Genomic DNA, 16,292 nt, shown 5'->3' with positions numbered 1-16,292 from the left:
AAATTTTTAATTTAAATTGTATCTTCGCCACTTATGATTTTGAAACATTTTAAAGAACTACAAGAATTTTTATCGCAACCTAAAAATATTGTGATAATAGGTCATAGAAATCCTGATGGAGATGCAGTAGGTTCAACCTTAGGTTTAAAACATTATTTTGATAAAAAAGGACACACAACACAAGTGTTAATGCCAAATGAATATCCAGATTTTTTACATTGGATTCCTGGTTCAGATACTGTAAAACGTTTCGATCGTCAAAATACACAAAGTATAAAGGCTTTAGCTAAATCAGATATTGTTTTCTTATTAGACTTTAATGCTTTACATAGAGTAGGTACTGACGTTCAGAACACTTTAGAAAAGTATGAAAATGATTTTGCGTTGATTGATCATCATCAGCAGCCAGATGATTTTAAGTACATGTATTCAGATACTACTATGTCATCAACTTGCCAGATGGTATATAATTTCATCGTAATGATGGGAGATAATGATTTGATTGATAAAAATATTGCCACTTGTTTATATACGGGAATTATGACCGATACAGGTTCATTCCGTTTCAGATCAACAACTAGTACTACACACCGTATAATTGCAGACTTAATTGATAAAGGTGCAGAAAACGATAGAATTCACAGTAATGTACATGATGCGAATTCATATAGCAGATTATTATTGTTAGGACAAGCTTTAAGTAATATGAAGGTTTTGCCAGAATATAAAACTGCTTTTATAACTTTAACAGAAGAAGAAAAGAAACGGTTTAATTTCGAAAAAGGAGATACCGAAGGTGTTGTAAATTATGCATTGTCTTTAAAAGGAATTGTATTTGCAGCTATTTTTATTGAAGATGTAGAGCAAGGAATTATAAAAATGTCATTACGAAGTAAAGGAAAGTTTTCTGTAAATCAGTTTGCTAGAAATTACTTTAATGGGGGTGGACATGACAATGCCGCTGGTGGTAAAAGTTTAGAATCTATGGAAGATACGATTGCGACATTTAAATCGTTATTGCCTAAGTACCAAAAAGAATTAGAAGTGTCTTATGAAGCATAAATTTTTACTTTCTATTTTTTTAATGTCGATTGTTGTTTCATGTAAACAACCAGAAGCAAGAAGACCAAAGAAGCATGGTATAACTAACTTTTATAAAGAAGTTATAGAGAAGAATAAAAAGTTAAATGCTTTAGAGAAAAAAAGTTTAGAAAAATTAATATCGTTAGATACGATTCAGAAGTATCAATCTTCAACTAATGGCTTTTGGTATACTTATGTTAAAAAAGACACAGTAAATACTAACTTTCCTAAATTTGAAGACCTAGTTCAGATCGAATATAATATCTCGGATATTAATGGAAACATTATTTACGATAATCTAGAAAGAGTTTATAAAGTAGATAAAGAAGATTTTATTCCTGCACTACAAGACGGAATAAAGTTGATGAAAAAAGGAGAAACGATTACATTTGTCATTCCATCATACAGAGCTTTTGGAGTTGTAGGTGATGGAAATAAGATAACTGTTAATCAGCCCATAAAAAGTACAGTAACATTAATCGATATAAAATCAAATAATTAAAAATGAAATTAACTAAAATTTTAGCAATTGCAGTTGTAGGTTTATCAATTGTAGCGTGTGGTAATGGCGAGTTTAAAACAAAAAGTTCATTAGCTACTGAAGTGGATTCAGTAAGTTATGCTATTGGTTTAGATATGGCTAATAAAATAAAAATGAACTTTGATGAAATGGATGAGGATTTATTTGTTCAAGGATTTAAAAACGGAATGGATTCTACAAACCTTTTAGTTGAATCAAAAGACATCAATAATATTTTAAGAACATTTTTTCAGAAGAAGCAACAGGAAAAAATGAAGCAGCAGCAAGCTGAACAAGCTAAAAAAGCTGAAGCTAAGTTTGGAGATAATAAAAAAGCAGGAGAAGATTTTTTAGCTGCTAATAAAACTAAAGATGGTGTAATAACTACTGATAGTGGTTTACAGTACAAAGTTTTAAAAGAAGGTAACGGTACAGCTCCAACAGGAAGTCAAAAAGTTAAAGTTTTATACGAAGGAAAATTAATCGATGGAGAAACAGTTTTTGATAAGAACTTAAATAGAGAGCAGCCATCAGAGTTTGGAATAACTCAAGTTATTAAGGGGTGGACAGAAGGATTGAAGCTAATGAAGCCAGGAGCTAAGTATCAATTTTTCATCCCTCAAGAATTAGCATATGGTCCACAGCAAAGAGGTAAAGACATCAAACCTTTTTCAGCTTTAGTTTTTGAAGTTGAGTTGTTAGAGGTAGTTCAGCCTTTAGGTCAAGGGCATTCGAAAGGAGACGGACACGGGCATTAATTAAAAATTAATATAAAAAAACATCAACTTTTAAGAGTTGGTGTTTTTTGTTTAAAATAAAAAAGAATGAAGTATTTTAAGTATTTAATAGTTTTAGTAGTTGTTGCTGCATCATGTAAATCTGTAAAATATCCTGATTTAGAGAATGGCTTATACGCAGATATTCAAACGAATCGCGGAGATATTTTAATAAAATTACATCAGCAAGAAATGCCAATGACGGTAGCAAATTTTGTTTCGTTAGCTGAAGGTGATAATCCAAAGATGACAGACTCTTTAAAAGGGAAACCTTATTATGATAAAACAAAATTCCATAGAGTTATTAAAGATTTTATGGTTCAAGGAGGTGATATAACTGGAACTGGAAGTGGAAATGCAGGATATAGGTTTGCAGATGAGTTTCCGTTAAATGAAGAAGGTAAATTGATTTATCCTCACGATGGACCAGGAGTGCTTTCAATGGCAAATTCAGGACCTGAAACTAACTCTAGTCAGTTTTTTATTACACATAAAGAAACTCCTTGGTTAAACGGGAAACATTCGGTTTTTGGACGTGTACTAAAAGGTCAAAATGTAGTTGATACAATTCAACAAAATGACTATATAAAACACGTAGATATTATTAGAGTAGGAGAGGATGCAAAGAAATTTAATGCTTCAGCTATTTTTGAAGAAGAACTAGCTAATGTAGAAAAGAAAAGAGAGGAAAGAAAATTGGTGCTTGAGAATAAGAAGAGAAAATTCCAAGAGGAAATGGGGGTTAATAAATCTACTCCAACAGATTCTGGATTAAGGATTTTTAAGTTAAAAGAAAACCCTTCTGGTAAAAAAGTAGTTGCTCACAAACCAACATCAATTCACTATACTATTTATTTAGGTGATGGTAAGGAAATACAATCTTCGAAAGATAAAGGAGAGGTGTTTACTTTTCAGTTAGATGATGAATCAAAACCAATGATTGCTGGTGTAAAAGAAGGGGCGTTAGCATTAAGAGAAGGGGAAAGTGCTAGGTTATTTATTCCTTATTATTTAGCATATGGTGAAAGAGCAGTTGGCCCGTTTCCAGCAAAATCTGATGTTGTTTTCGAAATTGAAGTATTAAAAGTAGGTAAATAATTTTGATAGATACTATTATAAATAAAGATCAAGAGCTTCTTATATTTTTAAATAATTTAGGAAGTGAGCAATGGGATGGATTTTGGTTAACAATTACAAATCAATTTTCATGGACTCCTTTGTTTGTTTTTATTCTTTATTTAATTTTTAAAGAGTTTGGTTGGAAAAAAGGAATTTTCACAGTATTGTTTTTAGTGGTTTTAATTGCTTTTTCCGATCAGTTTACAAACTTTATTAAGAATGCAACTGAAAGAATAAGGCCGTGTAATTCAGAAGATTTGAAAGGTTATTTAAGAACCTTTTCTTACAGAGCAAGAGGCTATAGTTTTTGGTCTGGTCATGCATCATTGTCTACTTCAGTTACTGTTTTTTTAATTTTAATTTTAAAGAACAGTTATAAGAAGATATTTTTCTTGGTATTATTTCCACTTTTTTTTGGATATAGTCGTATGTATTTAGGAGTGCACTTTCCTATTGATGTATTTTCAGGCTATGTATCAGGGCTAGTGTTTGGTTTATTGTTTTATAAATTGTATCGTCTTTTAGAGTATAGGGTATTTACTAAGCTTTAAGATTAAATGGATAACAAAAAAAGAGGGACTACCGTTGAGTAGTTCCTCTTTTTTTTGTTTTAAATAGTGATTTGATTTTTTATAGGAGGTTTATAAAATCGAAAAAAGCTTACAACGTAAGCTTTTTCTTTAATCCCCTAAAAAAAATCCGAAGCCTGAACTTCGGATTTTGCGGAGAAAGAGGGATTCGAACCCCCGGTCCTGTTACAGACAACGGTTTTCAAGACCGCCGCATTCGACCACTCTGCCATTTCTCCTGACATGCTAATCAAGTATTCCCTGATTGCGGGTGCAAATATATGACCTTTTTTTAGTTCTCAAAATTTTTTTTTGCACTTTTTTAATAAAATTTAGTCTTCAAATTGTAACAATTTTACTATCAGTAAGTTTGTGTAAATATTTTTTTGTTTAAAATTTATGCAACTTTTATTTTATGAGTAAAAACAATGCTTTTAAACAGTTTTAATCAAATAAATAATATCTTCGTTTTATAATTTATATTGATATGTTTAATTCTTTTGGAAATATTTTAAGAGTAACCACTTATGGTGAGTCGCATGGTGTAGCAATTGGAGGTGTAATAGATGGTTGTCCAGCTGGTATGCAAGTGGATTTTAAGGCAATTCAAAATGAATTGGATAGACGTAAACCTGGGCAGTCTAAAATAGTAACACAACGTAAAGAACCAGATACTGTTGAGTTTTTATCTGGAATATTTGAAGGGAAAACTACTGGCGCTTCTATAGGTTTTGTTATTAAAAACACGAATCAAAAAAGTAAGGATTATAACCACAATACAAATGTATACAGACCTTCGCATGCCGATTATACTTATGATAAAAAGTATGGTATTCGAGATCATAGAGGAGGAGGACGTACTTCTGCTCGTGAAACAGCGAATTGGGTGGTAGCTGGTGCTTTAGCTAAGCAATTAATAAAACATATAAATATTAATGCATTTACTTCTTCGGTTGGCGATATATTTATTAATAAACCATATCAAGATTTAGATTTTACCAAAACAGAAGGCAATATGGTTCGTTGTCCTGACAATGCTTCAGCTGGTAAGATGATTGAGAAAATTAATCAGATTAGAAAAGCAGGAGACACTATTGGTGGTACAATTACTTGTGTTGCTCAAAATATGCCTATAGGTTTAGGTGAACCTATTTTTAATAAATTACATGCTGAGTTGGGTAAAGCAATGCTTTCAATTAATGCAGTAAAAGGTTTTGAATTTGGTAGCGGATTTTGCGGCGCTAAAATGCAAGGTTCTGAGCATAATGATATTTTTAATGAAGATGGAACTACGCAGTCTAATTTATCTGGCGGAATTCAAGGAGGAATTTCAAATGGAATGGATGTGTATTTTAGAGTAGCATTTAAACCAGTTGCTACCATTATGCAAAATCAACAAACTATAAATTCTGAAGGAGATCTAACTGAAATAATGGGTAAAGGTCGTCACGATCCTTGTGTTGTTCCTAGAGCAGTACCTGTTGTTGAAGCTTTAACAGCTTTGGTTTTAGCTGATTTTTGGTTGCTAAATAAAACTAGAAAAATATAATGTAGATGAATGTTCTAGAGAAACTTTTTTTAATTTTATCTGATCATTGGGAAGATGAAATTGAAATTAAGAGAAATGATTTTCTTGTTTCTCCAGGACAATCAAATACTAACTTATACTTTGTTAAAGAAGGGAGTTTACGGGTTTTTATAGAAGATGAAATAGAAGAGCACACCATTCGTTTTGGCTATAAAGATTCGTTAATTACTGCTTTAGATACTTTTTTAACAGATAAACCAACATCATTTTATATTCAAGCCCTAAAGAAGAGTAAACTTAAAGTAATATCAAAGGAGAAGTATTTTAGTTTGATGAATTCTAAATTAGAGTATAAAGAGGTTTGGGATAAATTATTACAAAGTTTTGTATGTCAACAAATAGAACGAGAGGTTGATTTAATTACCTATTCTCCACAAAAAAGATTTGAGCGTGTTTTTAAAAGAAGCCCGCAAGTATTTCAAGAGATACCTCAAAAATATATTGCTTCATATTTACGAATGACTCCAGAAACTTTATCTAGAATATTGAAAACTCTTGATTAGAATCAATTTTTAGAAAATAAGAACTCGATAACTTTGTGAAAAAACAAAATGGTTTACAATAGTAAAGAAGTAATAGAGAGTTTAATTAAAATGACTGGTTCTCATATTAGTTACGCAAATAGCTTGTTAAAAGTTTCTGAAGATAAACTACAATATAAAGAAACCCTAAAATCGTGGAGTGTTTTAGAGTGTTTAGAGCATTTAAATAGGTATGCATTGTTTTACAATAAAGAGATTCATAAAAGAATGATATCTTCGGTACTACCATTCTCAGAAACTTTTAAAAGTACTTTTTTAGGTAATAAGTTTGCAAACGATATGTTGCCAAAAGAGGGGATGAAAACCATGAATACATTTAAAAGTAAAAATCCTAATGCAAGTAAATTAAATAAAGAATCAGTATTGCTTTCGTTTATACAGTTGCAAGAAGAGCTTTTAAATCATTTAGAAATAGCTAAGTCAAAGAATTTAGATAAGATAAAAACGAAAACAACATTACCTATTATAAAGTTTAAGCTAGGTGACACTTTTCGTTTTGTTATTCATCATAATGAGCGACACATAGTACAATCTAAACGAGTTTTAGAAATTTAAAGAATTTATAACTTATTATAATTATATCATTTTATATTTTAGTCAAAATTTTTGATTAGATATAATGAATCTAGATAACCCATTAGTATTTTTTATTTGCTCTTTAGGAGTTTTTAATGGTTTCTTAGTAAGTACTTATTTTTTGTTTTTTAGTAAGCAGAAAAGAGTACAAAACTTATGGTTTGGTTTGTTAGTCTTGTTTTTAAGTTTAAGAATTGGTAAATCTGTTTACCGAATTTTTGTTCCGAAAGAAGAACTTAACTTATTGGTAATGCAGATAGGTTTATCTGCTTGTTTTTTAATTGGGGTTTCATTGTTTTTTTATATAAAAACTTCTATTGAAGATAGTCAGACTGTGTCAAAATCTTCAAAAATTCATTTTACAGCTCTGTTTCTTATTATTTCATCTGTAGGCTTATTAAAACCTTATGAAACTAATCTAGAATTTTGGGGTGTTTTTTTTAAGGTAATTTACTCGGTTTGGGCTATATATCTTTTAGCTTCAATATATCTTTTAAAAGATATTTTAGCGAAATTCTTATCTAAGACAAAAAAGTGTACTACTTCTGAAATCTGGTTGCTAATCGTTACTCTAGGAAATGTTTTAATTTATATAGCTTATTTAGTAGGATATTATTATTTGTATTTAATAGGTACGGTTACGTTTTCTATAGTATTTTATGTGTTACTCATTTTCTTTGTTTCAAAAAAGAATAGAGATTCTATTTTTCAAGCTGTTCCTCAAAAATACAATGCTAAAAAAATTGATAAACCAGAGGTAGATTTATTAGTTGAAAAGTTGGATATATTAATGAAGGAAAAAGAGTTGTATAAAAATACTAATGTAAAATTGTTAAGTGTTGCAAAAGAACTTAATATAACACAACATAAATTATCACAATTATTAAATGATAATATTGGTAAAAGCTTTTCATCTTTTTTAAATGATTACAGAGTAGAAGAATCTAAAAGGTTATTAAAAGAAAAGAGTAAATTCACATTAGAGAGTATAGGATTTGAAGCAGGTTTTTCTTCTAAATCAAGTTTTTATGCTACGTTTAAAAAAGTAGTTGGTAAAACACCAGCTCAATATCAAAAGGATTTATTGTAAACCATATTTATCCAATATTATAATTCTGGACACCTGAATTATAGCTTTTCACTTAATTAGAATGCTTTTTTAAGAGGTTTGTTTTAAATAAAAAATATTTAAAAATGAAATCTTTATATCTAATTGTAGCATCATTAATTTTTGTTTCTGGTTTTTCTCAAAATAAAAAAGAGAGGCAAGAATTACTCGCAAGTATTTATGGAAAAAATAAAAAAGTTATTAATTATGACAAAAGTTTTGTGTCTGATGATAAATTATATTACGAAAGTTTAGGAGGACATAAAGCTTTAAATGAAGATATTTCTAATGAGCTTATTATTAAAAAAACACTTCAGAAGTATATGAACGGAAGTTCGTATAATAAACAAGAATTAATTAAAAGTGCATTTACAAACAATGCAACTCTTTATCTTACTGGGAAAAATGGTTTTAAAGTTTATACGCCGGAAGAGTACGCGGGTTTCTTTAAAAATGGAAAAAAAGGGCAGTTTAATGGACGTTTAGCAAAAATATTATCTATTGAGATAGTTAAAGATATAGCAACTGCAAAAGTTGAAATTGCTGGACCTAATAGAAAATGGGTATATATTGATCTGTTTTTATTAAAGAAAACAAATAATGATTGGAAGATAATTAGTAAGACAGCGACACGAGTAGATAATCCTAAAAAGAAAGATATACTGTTTGTCGTATCGAATGCTCATTTTTATGGAAAGACAAAGTTACCTACAGGAAACAGTTTTTCAGAAATTGTTAATGCGTACGATGTTTTTAAGAAAGCAGGATATACTGTAGATTTTGTAAGTCCTAAAGGAGGAGCTATTTCATTAGCGTATATTAATACATCAGATAAAGAAATTAAAGGTTATTTATATGATGTTAGTTTTATGAACAAGCTTAAAAATACGCTAAAACCATCCGAGGTGGTTACATCTAATTATGGAGCTATTCAGTTTATTGGAGGAGGAGCTGCTATGTTTGGCGTTCCTGAAAACAAAGAAATTCAAAATATAGCGATGAGTATTTATGAAAAACAGAATGGAGTAATCTCTTCAGTTTGTCATGGTACTGCTGGAATTGTGAATTTAAAAATTAGTAAAGGGAAGTATTTAGTCGATGGAAAAAGAGTAAGTGGTTATCCTGATGATTATGAAAATCCAAACAAGCCATATTTTAAAACATTTCCATTCTTAATTAAAAAAACAATTGAAGAGCGTGGAGGGGATTTTAATTTCACGGAGCGAGGAAAGTTTATTGTAGAAACTGATGGTCGTTTAGTTACGGGGCAAAATTATCAATCATCAAAACCAGTGTCATTAAAAATTATTGAAATTTTAGAGAAGAAATAAAAAAAGATCAGCCTGAAAATATTTTCAGGCTAATCTTTTTCTTGAGTGTTATTTATTTTATATCTAAAAATATTCCTCCAGAAAAAGAAGGGTTGGCAGCTATTACTTTTCCAGAAAAGGCAGAATCAAAACTAGCAGAGACTCCTAGTTTTTTTGTTATATAATACGCTCCTTCAAATCCAAAGCTGGTGTATTCTACATTGTTTGCAAAAATACTTCCATTATTGTTTGTAGCTGATAATGATCCGTTTTTAAATGATTTTACAAGATTTAATCTACTTATTAACCAAAACTTATTATTAAATAAATTTATTCCAGCTTCTAAACCTCCTCTAAATTCATCAGAAAAACCTTTAGATCTATTGTTATACCCAATATGAGATTTAGTATAAAAAGGTAGGTCATTAATAGAAGTTGAATAGCCCAAAGAAGTAGATAAATATTGGTTGAATTCACCATCTCCAGTTTGAAAACTTCCATCACCTCCTCCATTAGCATCTCCAGTTGGTAATCCTAATAAAAGTTTTACGTCTGCTGCCCATTTTCCTTTTTTGTAAAAAGCGTAACGAGCTCCTAGATCAATGTCTCCAAATGAATTAAAAGATTCTCCTTCTTGTATAGTACTATTATTAGTGCCAGATATTTGGTTGTTTTGAGCTGTTCTAGCGAAGAATGGAGTATAAGCTATTATATCGAACTTATTAGAAATTCCATATTCAGCATATATGTTAGTGTTGAATTGAGTTCTTGTTACATTTGGATCTGTAGCTCCTGTATTTGTATAATGTTGGTCAGACTTTAAATACCAAGCAGATAATTTATAGTATCCTTTTCCTTTTCCTTTAGACCATTGAGCAAATAAACTATTAGAACAAGTTAAACCAATAATTAATATTATTATATATTTTTTCATTTCTATTTTAAGTATTTATTTAATTTCTCCTTCACCTACTTTAACACTAAATGGTTTACACCAGTACAAAAGGTATTTGAATTCATTTATACCAGTGTCTGTAATAATGTATTTATGAGCTCCGTTAAAAACAGCTACTTTTTGTATTTCTTTGGCTCCGCCATTTGTACTTGGGTTGTTGGTTAAGTATAAGTATAAACCAGGTAAAGCTGTTGAAGCATTGTAGTCGGCATTAATGCTTAGTTCCAGATCGTTAGTGTTTGGAATCTCTTTTAAAGTAAAAGTACCGTTTAAAGCGTAACTACTTGTTGTTCTTATTGTACCAGATTTTTCTAAAGGACCATTGTTGTCAACAATTTCTGTGGTTGTAATTACTTTATTTTCAACTTTTATTTCTTTACCTGTAGCAGATGTTGTTTTAGCAGTAATAATTGCTTCTCCAGTAGCGATTGCTTCTATTAAACCAGTATTGGTTACTGAAATAATATTTTGATTTGAACTTGACCAGATAATAGTAGGTGTTTGTGTTGTGCCTACATTGTCAGTGTATTTTGTTGTGTATTGATAAGTTTCATTTATGGTTAGTTTTTCGATAGGATTATTAATCGACAATGATTCATCTACAGTATCATTAATAATGTCATTTTCAACACAGCTTTGTAAAACACAAACAAAGAGTAGTAGTTTAAAGAAAGTAGTAATTTGTTTCATATTTTTAATTTATTGTTTGTTGGTCGAAAAGAAAATAAAACATTACTGTTTAAAACAAAAAAAAACTCACCAACGGTGAGTTTCTTATTTTATGATTTTATATTAAAACCTTATGCTAACATAGTAACAGGGTTTTCAATATAAGTTTTTAGAGTTTGTAAAAACTGAGCTCCTACAGCACCATCAACAGTTCTGTGGTCACACGCTAAAGTTAACTTCATTGTGTTGCCAACTACGATCTCTCCGTTTTTAACAACTGGTTTTTGTACAATTGCTCCAACAGATAAAATTGCTGAATTTGGTTGGTTGATAATTGAGGTAAAACTTTCAATACCAAACATCCCTAAGTTAGAAACCGTAAATGTACTTCCTTGCATTTCCGCAGGAGTAATTTTCTTATTTCTAGCTTTACCTGCTAAATCGCGAACAGAAGCTCCGATTTGTGTTAAGCTTAAGGCATCGGTATGTTTTACAACTGGTACAACTAAACCTTCATCAACAGCTACAGCAACTCCAACATGAATATGACTGTGGAATAATGTTGTATTATCTGTCCAGCTAGTATTTACGTTTGGATGCTTTTTTAAAGCCATAGCACAAGCCTTCACAACCATATCGTTAAAAGATATTTTAGTGTCAGGAATTGCGTTTATGGTTTTACGAGAAGCCATTGCATTGTCCATATCTACTTCGATATTTAAGTAGAAATGAGGAGCTGAGAATTTAGAGTTTCCTAATGCTTTAGCAATTGCTTTACGCATTTGAGAGTTCTTAACTTCTGATGTGTTTTCTTCTCCTGCAATTGCAAAGTTAGTTACTGCAGCTGGAGTAGAGCTTGTAGAAGTAGCTACTTCAACCTTAGCAGCTGGAGTATAGTTTTCTACATCTTTTTTAACAATACGTCCGTTTTCTCCAGACCCTTTAATATCTGCAAGATTAAAACCTTTGTCTTTTGCTATTTTTTTAGCTAATGGAGAAGCAAAAATTCTTCCTCCGTTAGATTTTGTTGTAGCTTCTGCAGTTGAAATTGTTTCAACTGTTTTTTCTTCAACTTTAGAAGTTTCTTTCTTTTCCTCTGTTTTTGGAGAAGAACTGGTATTTCCTGAAGCTTGTGCTGCAAGTACAGCAGCTACATCAGTTCCTTCTATACCAATAATCGCTAATAAGCTATCTACTGGTGCAGTTTTACCTTCTTCTACTCCTATATGTAATAAAGTACCTTCGTTAAAAGATTCAAATTCCATGGTAGCTTTATCTGTTTCAATTTCAGCTAAAATATCTCCTTCTTCAACTTTATCTCCTACATTTTTTAACCAAGATGCTACAGTACCTTCTTCCATTGTATCACTAAGTCTAGGCATAGTAACTACAATAGCACCTTCTGGCATTGCTACTTCTGAAGCTTGTTCGTTAGAAATAACTTCAGTTTTAGTTTCTTCTTTAACTTCTGTGCTAGCATTAGAAGTGTCGCCATTTAATAAAGCAGAAATATCTTCTCCTTCTTCACCAATAATAGCTAAAAGAGTATCAACAGGAGAAGTTTCTCCTTCTTGAACACCGATGTGTAATAAAACACCTTCATGAAAAGATTCAAACTCCATAGTAGCTTTATCTGTTTCAATTTCAGCTAAAATATCTCCTTCTTCAACTTTGTCTCCAACATTTTTTAACCAAGAAGCTACCACTCCTTCTTCCATCGTATCGCTTAAGCGAGGCATGTTTATAATTGTAGCCATTGTTACTTAGATTTTATAAATGGATAATCTTCTTGTTCGTATACCATATCGAATAACTGATTCGTTTCTGGATATGGAGAATCTTCAGCAAATTGCTCACATTCTTTTACAGAAGCTTTTACTTCTTTATTAATAGCTTCAATTTCTTCATCAGTAGCGTAGTTGTTTTCTTTGATGATATCTAAAACTTGCGTAATAGGGTCTATTTTTCTGTACTCTTCAACTTCATCTTTCGTACGGTAATGTTGTGCATCAGACATTGAGTGACCTCTATAACGATATGTTTTCATTTCTAAGAAAGTTGGTCCTTCACCACGACGTGCTCTTTGAATCGCTTCATCAACCGCTTCGGCAACTTTAATAGGGTTCATTCCATCAACTGGTCCACAAGGCATTTCATATCCTAATCCAAGCTTCCAAATATCTGTATGGTTTGCAGTTCTTTCAACAGAAGTACCCATAGCATATCCGTTATTTTCAACGATGAAAATTACAGGTAACTTCCAGTTCATAGCCATGTTAAAAGTTTCGTGTAATGAACCTTGACGTGCAGCTCCATCACCAAAATAACAAAGTGTAACTGCATCGTTACCTTTGTATTTATCACCAAAAGCTAATCCAGCACCTAAAGGAATTTGACCACCAACGATACCATGACCACCATAAAAACGGTGCTCTTTAGAAAAAATATGCATAGAACCACCCATACCATTAGAAGTACCGGTTACTTTACCATATAATTCAGCCATAACACGTTTAGGATCTTCACCCATACCAATTGGTTGTACGTGGTTACGGTAGGCAGTAATCATTTTATCTTTAGTCAAATCCATTGCGTGTAATGAACCCGCTAAAACAGCCTCTTGACCGTTATATAAGTGTAAAAAACCTCTTACTTTTTGTTGAATATAAACTGCTGCCAATTTATCTTCAAACTTTCTCCAAAATAGCATGTCTCTATACCAGTTGATATAGGTTTCTTTGGTGATTTTATTCATTATATACTAGTTGTTTATTTTTATTGTTTGTTGGTTTATAAAATACATATAAACGTAAACGCAAAAATAAGTAGTTTTTGGTAATTTAAAAAAGGTTCTTGATAAAAGTTACTATAACCTTTTTTTGAAAGAATAGAAGGTGAATTTTGTTATTACTTTTCTTTAATAACCATGGCTTTAACTTTGGCTCCCTTGGCAAGGTTCCACATGTCAGAAATTACAACATCATCGTTGTCGTCGAATAAAGTAAAAGAACCTGTATTAGGTCTGTAATATCCTTCGTTAACAGCTACTATTTCTATTTGGTTAAACCCTAAATCTAGCGGAACTGTTAATACTCTTGCGTTTCCAGACAACTTATAACCATCTATAACCAAAGTGCCATTTTTATAAACGCTTATAACATCACCATCTACAGTTCCGAAATCGAATGCTCTAATTTTTAAATTGTTTGATTTTGTTTTGAAGCTTCCAAGTTCTTTATCAATCATCGGTATACCGATATTGTATTGTTCTGCTTTCTTTTGCAAAGTCATTTTCCTTCTTAAAGCTGGGGTAATAATACCTTTGTTTTCTAGTTTTTTTTCAGCTAACTTCTTTTTGTATTCTTTTTGTTGTTTATCGTAAGCTTTTTTAAAACCGTCATTGTTTTTAAAATCAAGACTTTTAGGTTTTTTTACTTCAGTTGCTGGAGCTGAAATTTTACCTAAAGTAGAAGCTCCTTCTTTGTCTCCGCCCAATGAACCATCTAGCTGAGCAAAAGTAACAGAGCTTAAGAAGCATGTAAGAATTAATAAAAAGTGTCTTGTAGTTTTCTTCATTTCAAAATACATCTGAGCAAATATAATGCCGATATTCTTTGTTTGTCTAAACAAAGAGTTAAAACTTACCTTTTTAGTTATTTAACAGGGAAATCGAAATAAGTTTTAGGAAAAGGTTCGTTTCTTAAAGTAAAATGCCACCATTCGTTAGGGTAGGGTCTAAAGCCATGTTTTAGCATTGTGTTTTGTAATAGTTGTCTATTTTCTTTTTGTTGTTTGGTTATGTTTTGATAAGTAATATGAGAGGGTGTTCCGAAGAAATCGTAAGGACTTCCCATGTCTAATTCTTTGTTAGTTTTTAAATCGATAATCGTTAAATCTACAGTGCTACCTCTCGAATGTCCTGATTTAGAAGCAATATATCCTTCTTTAAATAGGTTTCGTTTATTTACATTAGGATAGTATTGTTGTTTCATTAAAGTGTCATTAATAACTCGTGCCCATTTTACAAAATGATTTACTGCTGTTTGCGGTCGGTAAGCATCAAATATCTTAAGACTGAATCCTTTTTTTAGTAACTCGTTTTGTACTTTTTTTAAAGCTTTTGCAGTTTGAGTAGTTGTAATAAGCTTACTTTCCTCGTAACCGTTTATTGAAGTACCAATAAAGTTATTATTTGTACAATAACGAAGCTCTTTTTGTATGGTTGGTTCAATAGCATTTACGTACGAAAAACCTTTAGGTAAGGTTTGAGATTGTATCGTAAAAGAAAAAAGTAAGAGTAAATAAAGAATCCATTTCATTGGGTAAAAATAATGAATTGGATTTTAATATTTCGCTAACGGTCTAGGTTATGAGTAGTTGCTTGGGTTAACACTTAACTTTATAAATACATGCTAAGCTGGAAATTCCGCAAGAACAGACAATTACTTATAGCCATTGTTGCGTGTAGTTTATTTATTCAGTTATTTAAAAGCGTTTTTCATCCATTCTTCCAATTCATTTTTATTTTCCAATATTAATTCTTTTTCGTTCACATTATCTAAATCTGAAATAATTAACGGATAGTTAGAATGATCTAGTTCTTCCAAAGATTTTATTATTTTATTCCAGATACTATTTGTCCATGGTTTGTCCCCTCCAAAATCCCACTTGGGTACGGTCTGGGTTTGTTCATTATCATTTCCATACTTAATGTTATATCCTTTCAAATACATTGATCTTTTAGGTCTTTTTGATTATACACAGCTTTTTTAAGGATATGAATTCGTTTTAGTAATTTATATCTAACGTAAGCGAAAGGTAGCAGAATTTAGGTTAAGAATAAAACTAAATTTTTATCAAAAGAAACAAGCCAAAGCATGTAGCTTTGGCTTGTAAACTAATAAAACCAAGTATTAGTGTCATTAGAGTTAGCTAACTAATGAACTAATGTTTTTAGTGTAAACTATATTTTAATGTAGGCTAATAACTTTTGTCATTTTCCATTGGTTGTTTTCTTGTTTCCAAATAGCTATAAATTTACTTGGAGTTGACTTCGCTTCGGGTTCTCGATTGTTATAAAATTTATGATAACCAATTTCAACAGCTCCATAATTTTTAATCGGATATACTTCAATACTCCCTTTTATTAAAGTACGGGTAACTTTACCACAAATATTTTTTTCTAAAGATTCTAACAACTCTTTTTTAGAAGTGGTTAAACCTCCTTTGTCGTGAAAAAACTCTATATCTTCGTGAAAGATATCTGCTTGAGTTTTCATATCGCAAGTGTTATATGCGGTAAAGTAAATACTATCCATTTTTACAATTTGATTGTATAAATCAATGTCAGCAGCTTTGTAATTAGGGATTTCTTGTACTTGTCCGTTCATAACCCATGATAGCAATAGGGTGTATAAAAATGTTAGTACTTTTATAAAGAAGTTTCCTTTAAAAAAGAAATCGAAAATTGAGTTCAT

General features: G+C 30.9%; 18 protein-coding genes and 1 tRNA gene. 10 read left to right on the top strand and 9 right to left on the bottom strand.

Annotated elements, in window-relative coordinates; all coding sequences use genetic code 11:
* The first annotated feature begins 33 nt into the window (after positions 1-33).
* The 5 genes from H3Z83_RS03005 (at position 34) to H3Z83_RS02985 (ending at position 4,049) form a co-directional block, all read left to right on the top strand.
* Positions 34-1,062 carry a DHH family phosphoesterase gene (locus H3Z83_RS03005; RefSeq protein WP_182123991.1) on the top strand — a complete coding sequence of 343 codons (1,029 nt, stop codon included), beginning with the start codon at positions 34-36 and terminating at the stop codon, positions 1,060-1,062.
* On the top strand, positions 1,052-1,585 hold the full coding sequence (gldI, locus tag H3Z83_RS03000) for a gliding motility-associated peptidyl-prolyl isomerase GldI (RefSeq protein ID WP_182123990.1): 534 nt from the start codon (positions 1,052-1,054) through the stop codon (positions 1,583-1,585). Before H3Z83_RS03005 ends, gldI begins: the two co-directional genes overlap by 11 nt.
* A 2-nt stretch (positions 1,586-1,587) precedes the next feature.
* Positions 1,588-2,361 carry an FKBP-type peptidyl-prolyl cis-trans isomerase N-terminal domain-containing protein gene (locus H3Z83_RS02995; protein WP_182123989.1) on the top strand — a complete coding sequence of 258 codons (774 nt, stop codon included), beginning with the start codon at positions 1,588-1,590 and terminating at the stop codon, positions 2,359-2,361.
* A gap of 66 nt (positions 2,362-2,427) precedes the next feature.
* A complete protein-coding gene (locus tag H3Z83_RS02990) occupies positions 2,428-3,477 on the top strand; it encodes a peptidylprolyl isomerase (RefSeq protein ID WP_182123988.1) in 1,050 nt (349 codons plus the stop codon).
* Positions 3,478-3,479: 2 nt separating this feature from the next.
* On the top strand, positions 3,480-4,049 hold the full coding sequence (locus tag H3Z83_RS02985; RefSeq protein ID WP_182123987.1) for a phosphatase PAP2 family protein: 570 nt from the start codon (positions 3,480-3,482) through the stop codon (positions 4,047-4,049).
* 172 nt (positions 4,050-4,221) lie between these two features.
* Here the strand turns inward: H3Z83_RS02985 and H3Z83_RS02980 are convergent.
* Positions 4,222-4,306, bottom strand: a tRNA-Ser gene (locus H3Z83_RS02980).
* Between the two features lie 248 nt (positions 4,307-4,554).
* On the opposite strand from H3Z83_RS02980, the gene aroC reads away from it, so the two are divergent.
* The 5 genes from aroC to H3Z83_RS02955 all read left to right on the top strand — a co-directional run bounded on the left by aroC (position 4,555) and on the right by H3Z83_RS02955 (position 9,212).
* Positions 4,555-5,616: a chorismate synthase gene (gene aroC / locus H3Z83_RS02975; RefSeq protein WP_182123986.1), complete on the top strand. Its 1,062-nt coding sequence runs from the start codon at positions 4,555-4,557 to the stop codon at positions 5,614-5,616.
* Positions 5,617-5,621: 5 nt separating this feature from the next.
* Positions 5,622-6,158 (top strand): Crp/Fnr family transcriptional regulator, encoded by a 537-nt coding sequence (locus tag H3Z83_RS02970; RefSeq protein WP_182123985.1) that lies wholly within the window; start codon positions 5,622-5,624, stop codon positions 6,156-6,158.
* Positions 6,159-6,206: 48 nt separating this feature from the next.
* Complete coding sequence (locus H3Z83_RS02965) at positions 6,207-6,752, top strand: DinB family protein (protein WP_182123984.1); 546 nt, start codon at positions 6,207-6,209, stop codon at positions 6,750-6,752.
* A 64-nt stretch (positions 6,753-6,816) separates the two neighbouring features.
* Positions 6,817-7,863 (top strand): helix-turn-helix domain-containing protein, encoded by a 1,047-nt coding sequence (locus H3Z83_RS02960; protein ID WP_182123983.1) that lies wholly within the window; start codon positions 6,817-6,819, stop codon positions 7,861-7,863.
* A gap of 104 nt (positions 7,864-7,967) precedes the next feature.
* Positions 7,968-9,212 (top strand): nuclear transport factor 2 family protein, encoded by a 1,245-nt coding sequence (locus tag H3Z83_RS02955; RefSeq protein ID WP_182123982.1) that lies wholly within the window; start codon positions 7,968-7,970, stop codon positions 9,210-9,212.
* A 52-nt stretch (positions 9,213-9,264) separates the two neighbouring features.
* Here the strand turns inward: H3Z83_RS02955 and H3Z83_RS02950 are convergent, their stop codons facing one another.
* The 8 genes from H3Z83_RS02950 to H3Z83_RS02915 all read right to left on the bottom strand — a co-directional run bounded on the left by H3Z83_RS02950 (position 9,265) and on the right by H3Z83_RS02915 (position 16,292).
* A complete protein-coding gene (locus H3Z83_RS02950; RefSeq protein WP_182123981.1) occupies positions 9,265-10,125 on the bottom strand; it encodes a hypothetical protein in 861 nt (286 codons plus the stop codon).
* Positions 10,126-10,140: 15 nt separating this feature from the next.
* Entirely contained in the window at positions 10,141-10,836 is a 696-nt protein-coding gene (locus H3Z83_RS02945; protein ID WP_182123980.1) for a hypothetical protein, read from the bottom strand.
* 110 nt (positions 10,837-10,946) lie between these two features.
* Positions 10,947-12,572: a pyruvate dehydrogenase complex dihydrolipoamide acetyltransferase gene (locus tag H3Z83_RS02940; protein ID WP_182123979.1), complete on the bottom strand. Its 1,626-nt coding sequence runs from the start codon at positions 12,570-12,572 to the stop codon at positions 10,947-10,949.
* A gap of 2 nt (positions 12,573-12,574) precedes the next feature.
* Complete coding sequence (pdhA, locus tag H3Z83_RS02935; protein WP_182123978.1) at positions 12,575-13,570, bottom strand: pyruvate dehydrogenase (acetyl-transferring) E1 component subunit alpha; 996 nt, start codon at positions 13,568-13,570, stop codon at positions 12,575-12,577.
* Positions 13,571-13,722: 152 nt separating this feature from the next.
* The gene (locus tag H3Z83_RS02930; RefSeq protein WP_182123977.1) at positions 13,723-14,391 is read right to left on the bottom strand and encodes a hypothetical protein; all 669 of its coding nucleotides are present in this window, start codon (positions 14,389-14,391) and stop codon (positions 13,723-13,725) included.
* Positions 14,392-14,468: 77 nt separating this feature from the next.
* The gene (locus H3Z83_RS02925) at positions 14,469-15,134 is read right to left on the bottom strand and encodes a M15 family metallopeptidase (protein ID WP_182123976.1); all 666 of its coding nucleotides are present in this window, start codon (positions 15,132-15,134) and stop codon (positions 14,469-14,471) included.
* Between the two features lie 162 nt (positions 15,135-15,296).
* Entirely contained in the window at positions 15,297-15,548 is a 252-nt protein-coding gene (locus H3Z83_RS02920; RefSeq protein ID WP_182123975.1) for a hypothetical protein, read from the bottom strand.
* 237 nt (positions 15,549-15,785) lie between these two features.
* Positions 15,786-16,292 carry a nuclear transport factor 2 family protein gene (locus H3Z83_RS02915; RefSeq protein WP_246337450.1) on the bottom strand — a complete coding sequence of 169 codons (507 nt, stop codon included), beginning with the start codon at positions 16,290-16,292 and terminating at the stop codon, positions 15,786-15,788.

It is taken from the genome of Tenacibaculum pelagium (assembly GCF_014062345.1).
In the GTDB taxonomy this organism is placed as follows: Bacteria; Bacteroidota; Bacteroidia; order Flavobacteriales; family Flavobacteriaceae; genus Polaribacter; species Polaribacter pelagius.
Note: the sequence above shows the minus strand (reverse complement) of the source record. Positions and strands in the feature narration are given on the sequence as shown.

What these genes read in the sequence shown, in the direction of transcription:
- H3Z83_RS03005 (WP_182123991.1), top strand. Translation starts at nt 34, where the DNA reads ATGATTTTGAAACATTTTAAAGAACTACAAGAATTTTTATCGCAACCT.
- gldI (WP_182123990.1), top strand. Translation starts at nt 1,052, where the DNA reads ATGAAGCATAAATTTTTACTTTCTATTTTTTTAATGTCGATTGTTGTT.
- H3Z83_RS02995 (WP_182123989.1), top strand. Translation starts at nt 1,588, where the DNA reads ATGAAATTAACTAAAATTTTAGCAATTGCAGTTGTAGGTTTATCAATT.
- H3Z83_RS02990 (WP_182123988.1), top strand. Translation starts at nt 2,428, where the DNA reads ATGAAGTATTTTAAGTATTTAATAGTTTTAGTAGTTGTTGCTGCATCA.
- aroC (WP_182123986.1), top strand. Translation starts at nt 4,555, where the DNA reads ATGTTTAATTCTTTTGGAAATATTTTAAGAGTAACCACTTATGGTGAG.
- H3Z83_RS02970 (WP_182123985.1), top strand. Translation starts at nt 5,622, where the DNA reads ATGAATGTTCTAGAGAAACTTTTTTTAATTTTATCTGATCATTGGGAA.
- H3Z83_RS02965 (WP_182123984.1), top strand. Translation starts at nt 6,207, where the DNA reads ATGGTTTACAATAGTAAAGAAGTAATAGAGAGTTTAATTAAAATGACT.
- H3Z83_RS02960 (WP_182123983.1), top strand. Translation starts at nt 6,817, where the DNA reads ATGAATCTAGATAACCCATTAGTATTTTTTATTTGCTCTTTAGGAGTT.
- H3Z83_RS02955 (WP_182123982.1), top strand. Translation starts at nt 7,968, where the DNA reads ATGAAATCTTTATATCTAATTGTAGCATCATTAATTTTTGTTTCTGGT.
- H3Z83_RS02950 (WP_182123981.1), bottom strand. Translation starts at nt 10,125, where the DNA reads ATGAAAAAATATATAATAATATTAATTATTGGTTTAACTTGTTCTAAT.
- H3Z83_RS02945 (WP_182123980.1), bottom strand. Translation starts at nt 10,836, where the DNA reads ATGAAACAAATTACTACTTTCTTTAAACTACTACTCTTTGTTTGTGTT.
- H3Z83_RS02940 (WP_182123979.1), bottom strand. Translation starts at nt 12,572, where the DNA reads ATGGCTACAATTATAAACATGCCTCGCTTAAGCGATACGATGGAAGAA.
- pdhA (WP_182123978.1), bottom strand. Translation starts at nt 13,570, where the DNA reads ATGAATAAAATCACCAAAGAAACCTATATCAACTGGTATAGAGACATG.
- H3Z83_RS02930 (WP_182123977.1), bottom strand. Translation starts at nt 14,391, where the DNA reads ATGAAGAAAACTACAAGACACTTTTTATTAATTCTTACATGCTTCTTA.
- H3Z83_RS02925 (WP_182123976.1), bottom strand. Translation starts at nt 15,134, where the DNA reads ATGAAATGGATTCTTTATTTACTCTTACTTTTTTCTTTTACGATACAA.
- H3Z83_RS02920 (WP_182123975.1), bottom strand. Translation starts at nt 15,548, where the DNA reads ATGTATTTGAAAGGATATAACATTAAGTATGGAAATGATAATGAACAA.
- H3Z83_RS02915 (WP_246337450.1), bottom strand. Translation starts at nt 16,292, where the DNA reads ATGAACTCAATTTTCGATTTCTTTTTTAAAGGAAACTTCTTTATAAAA.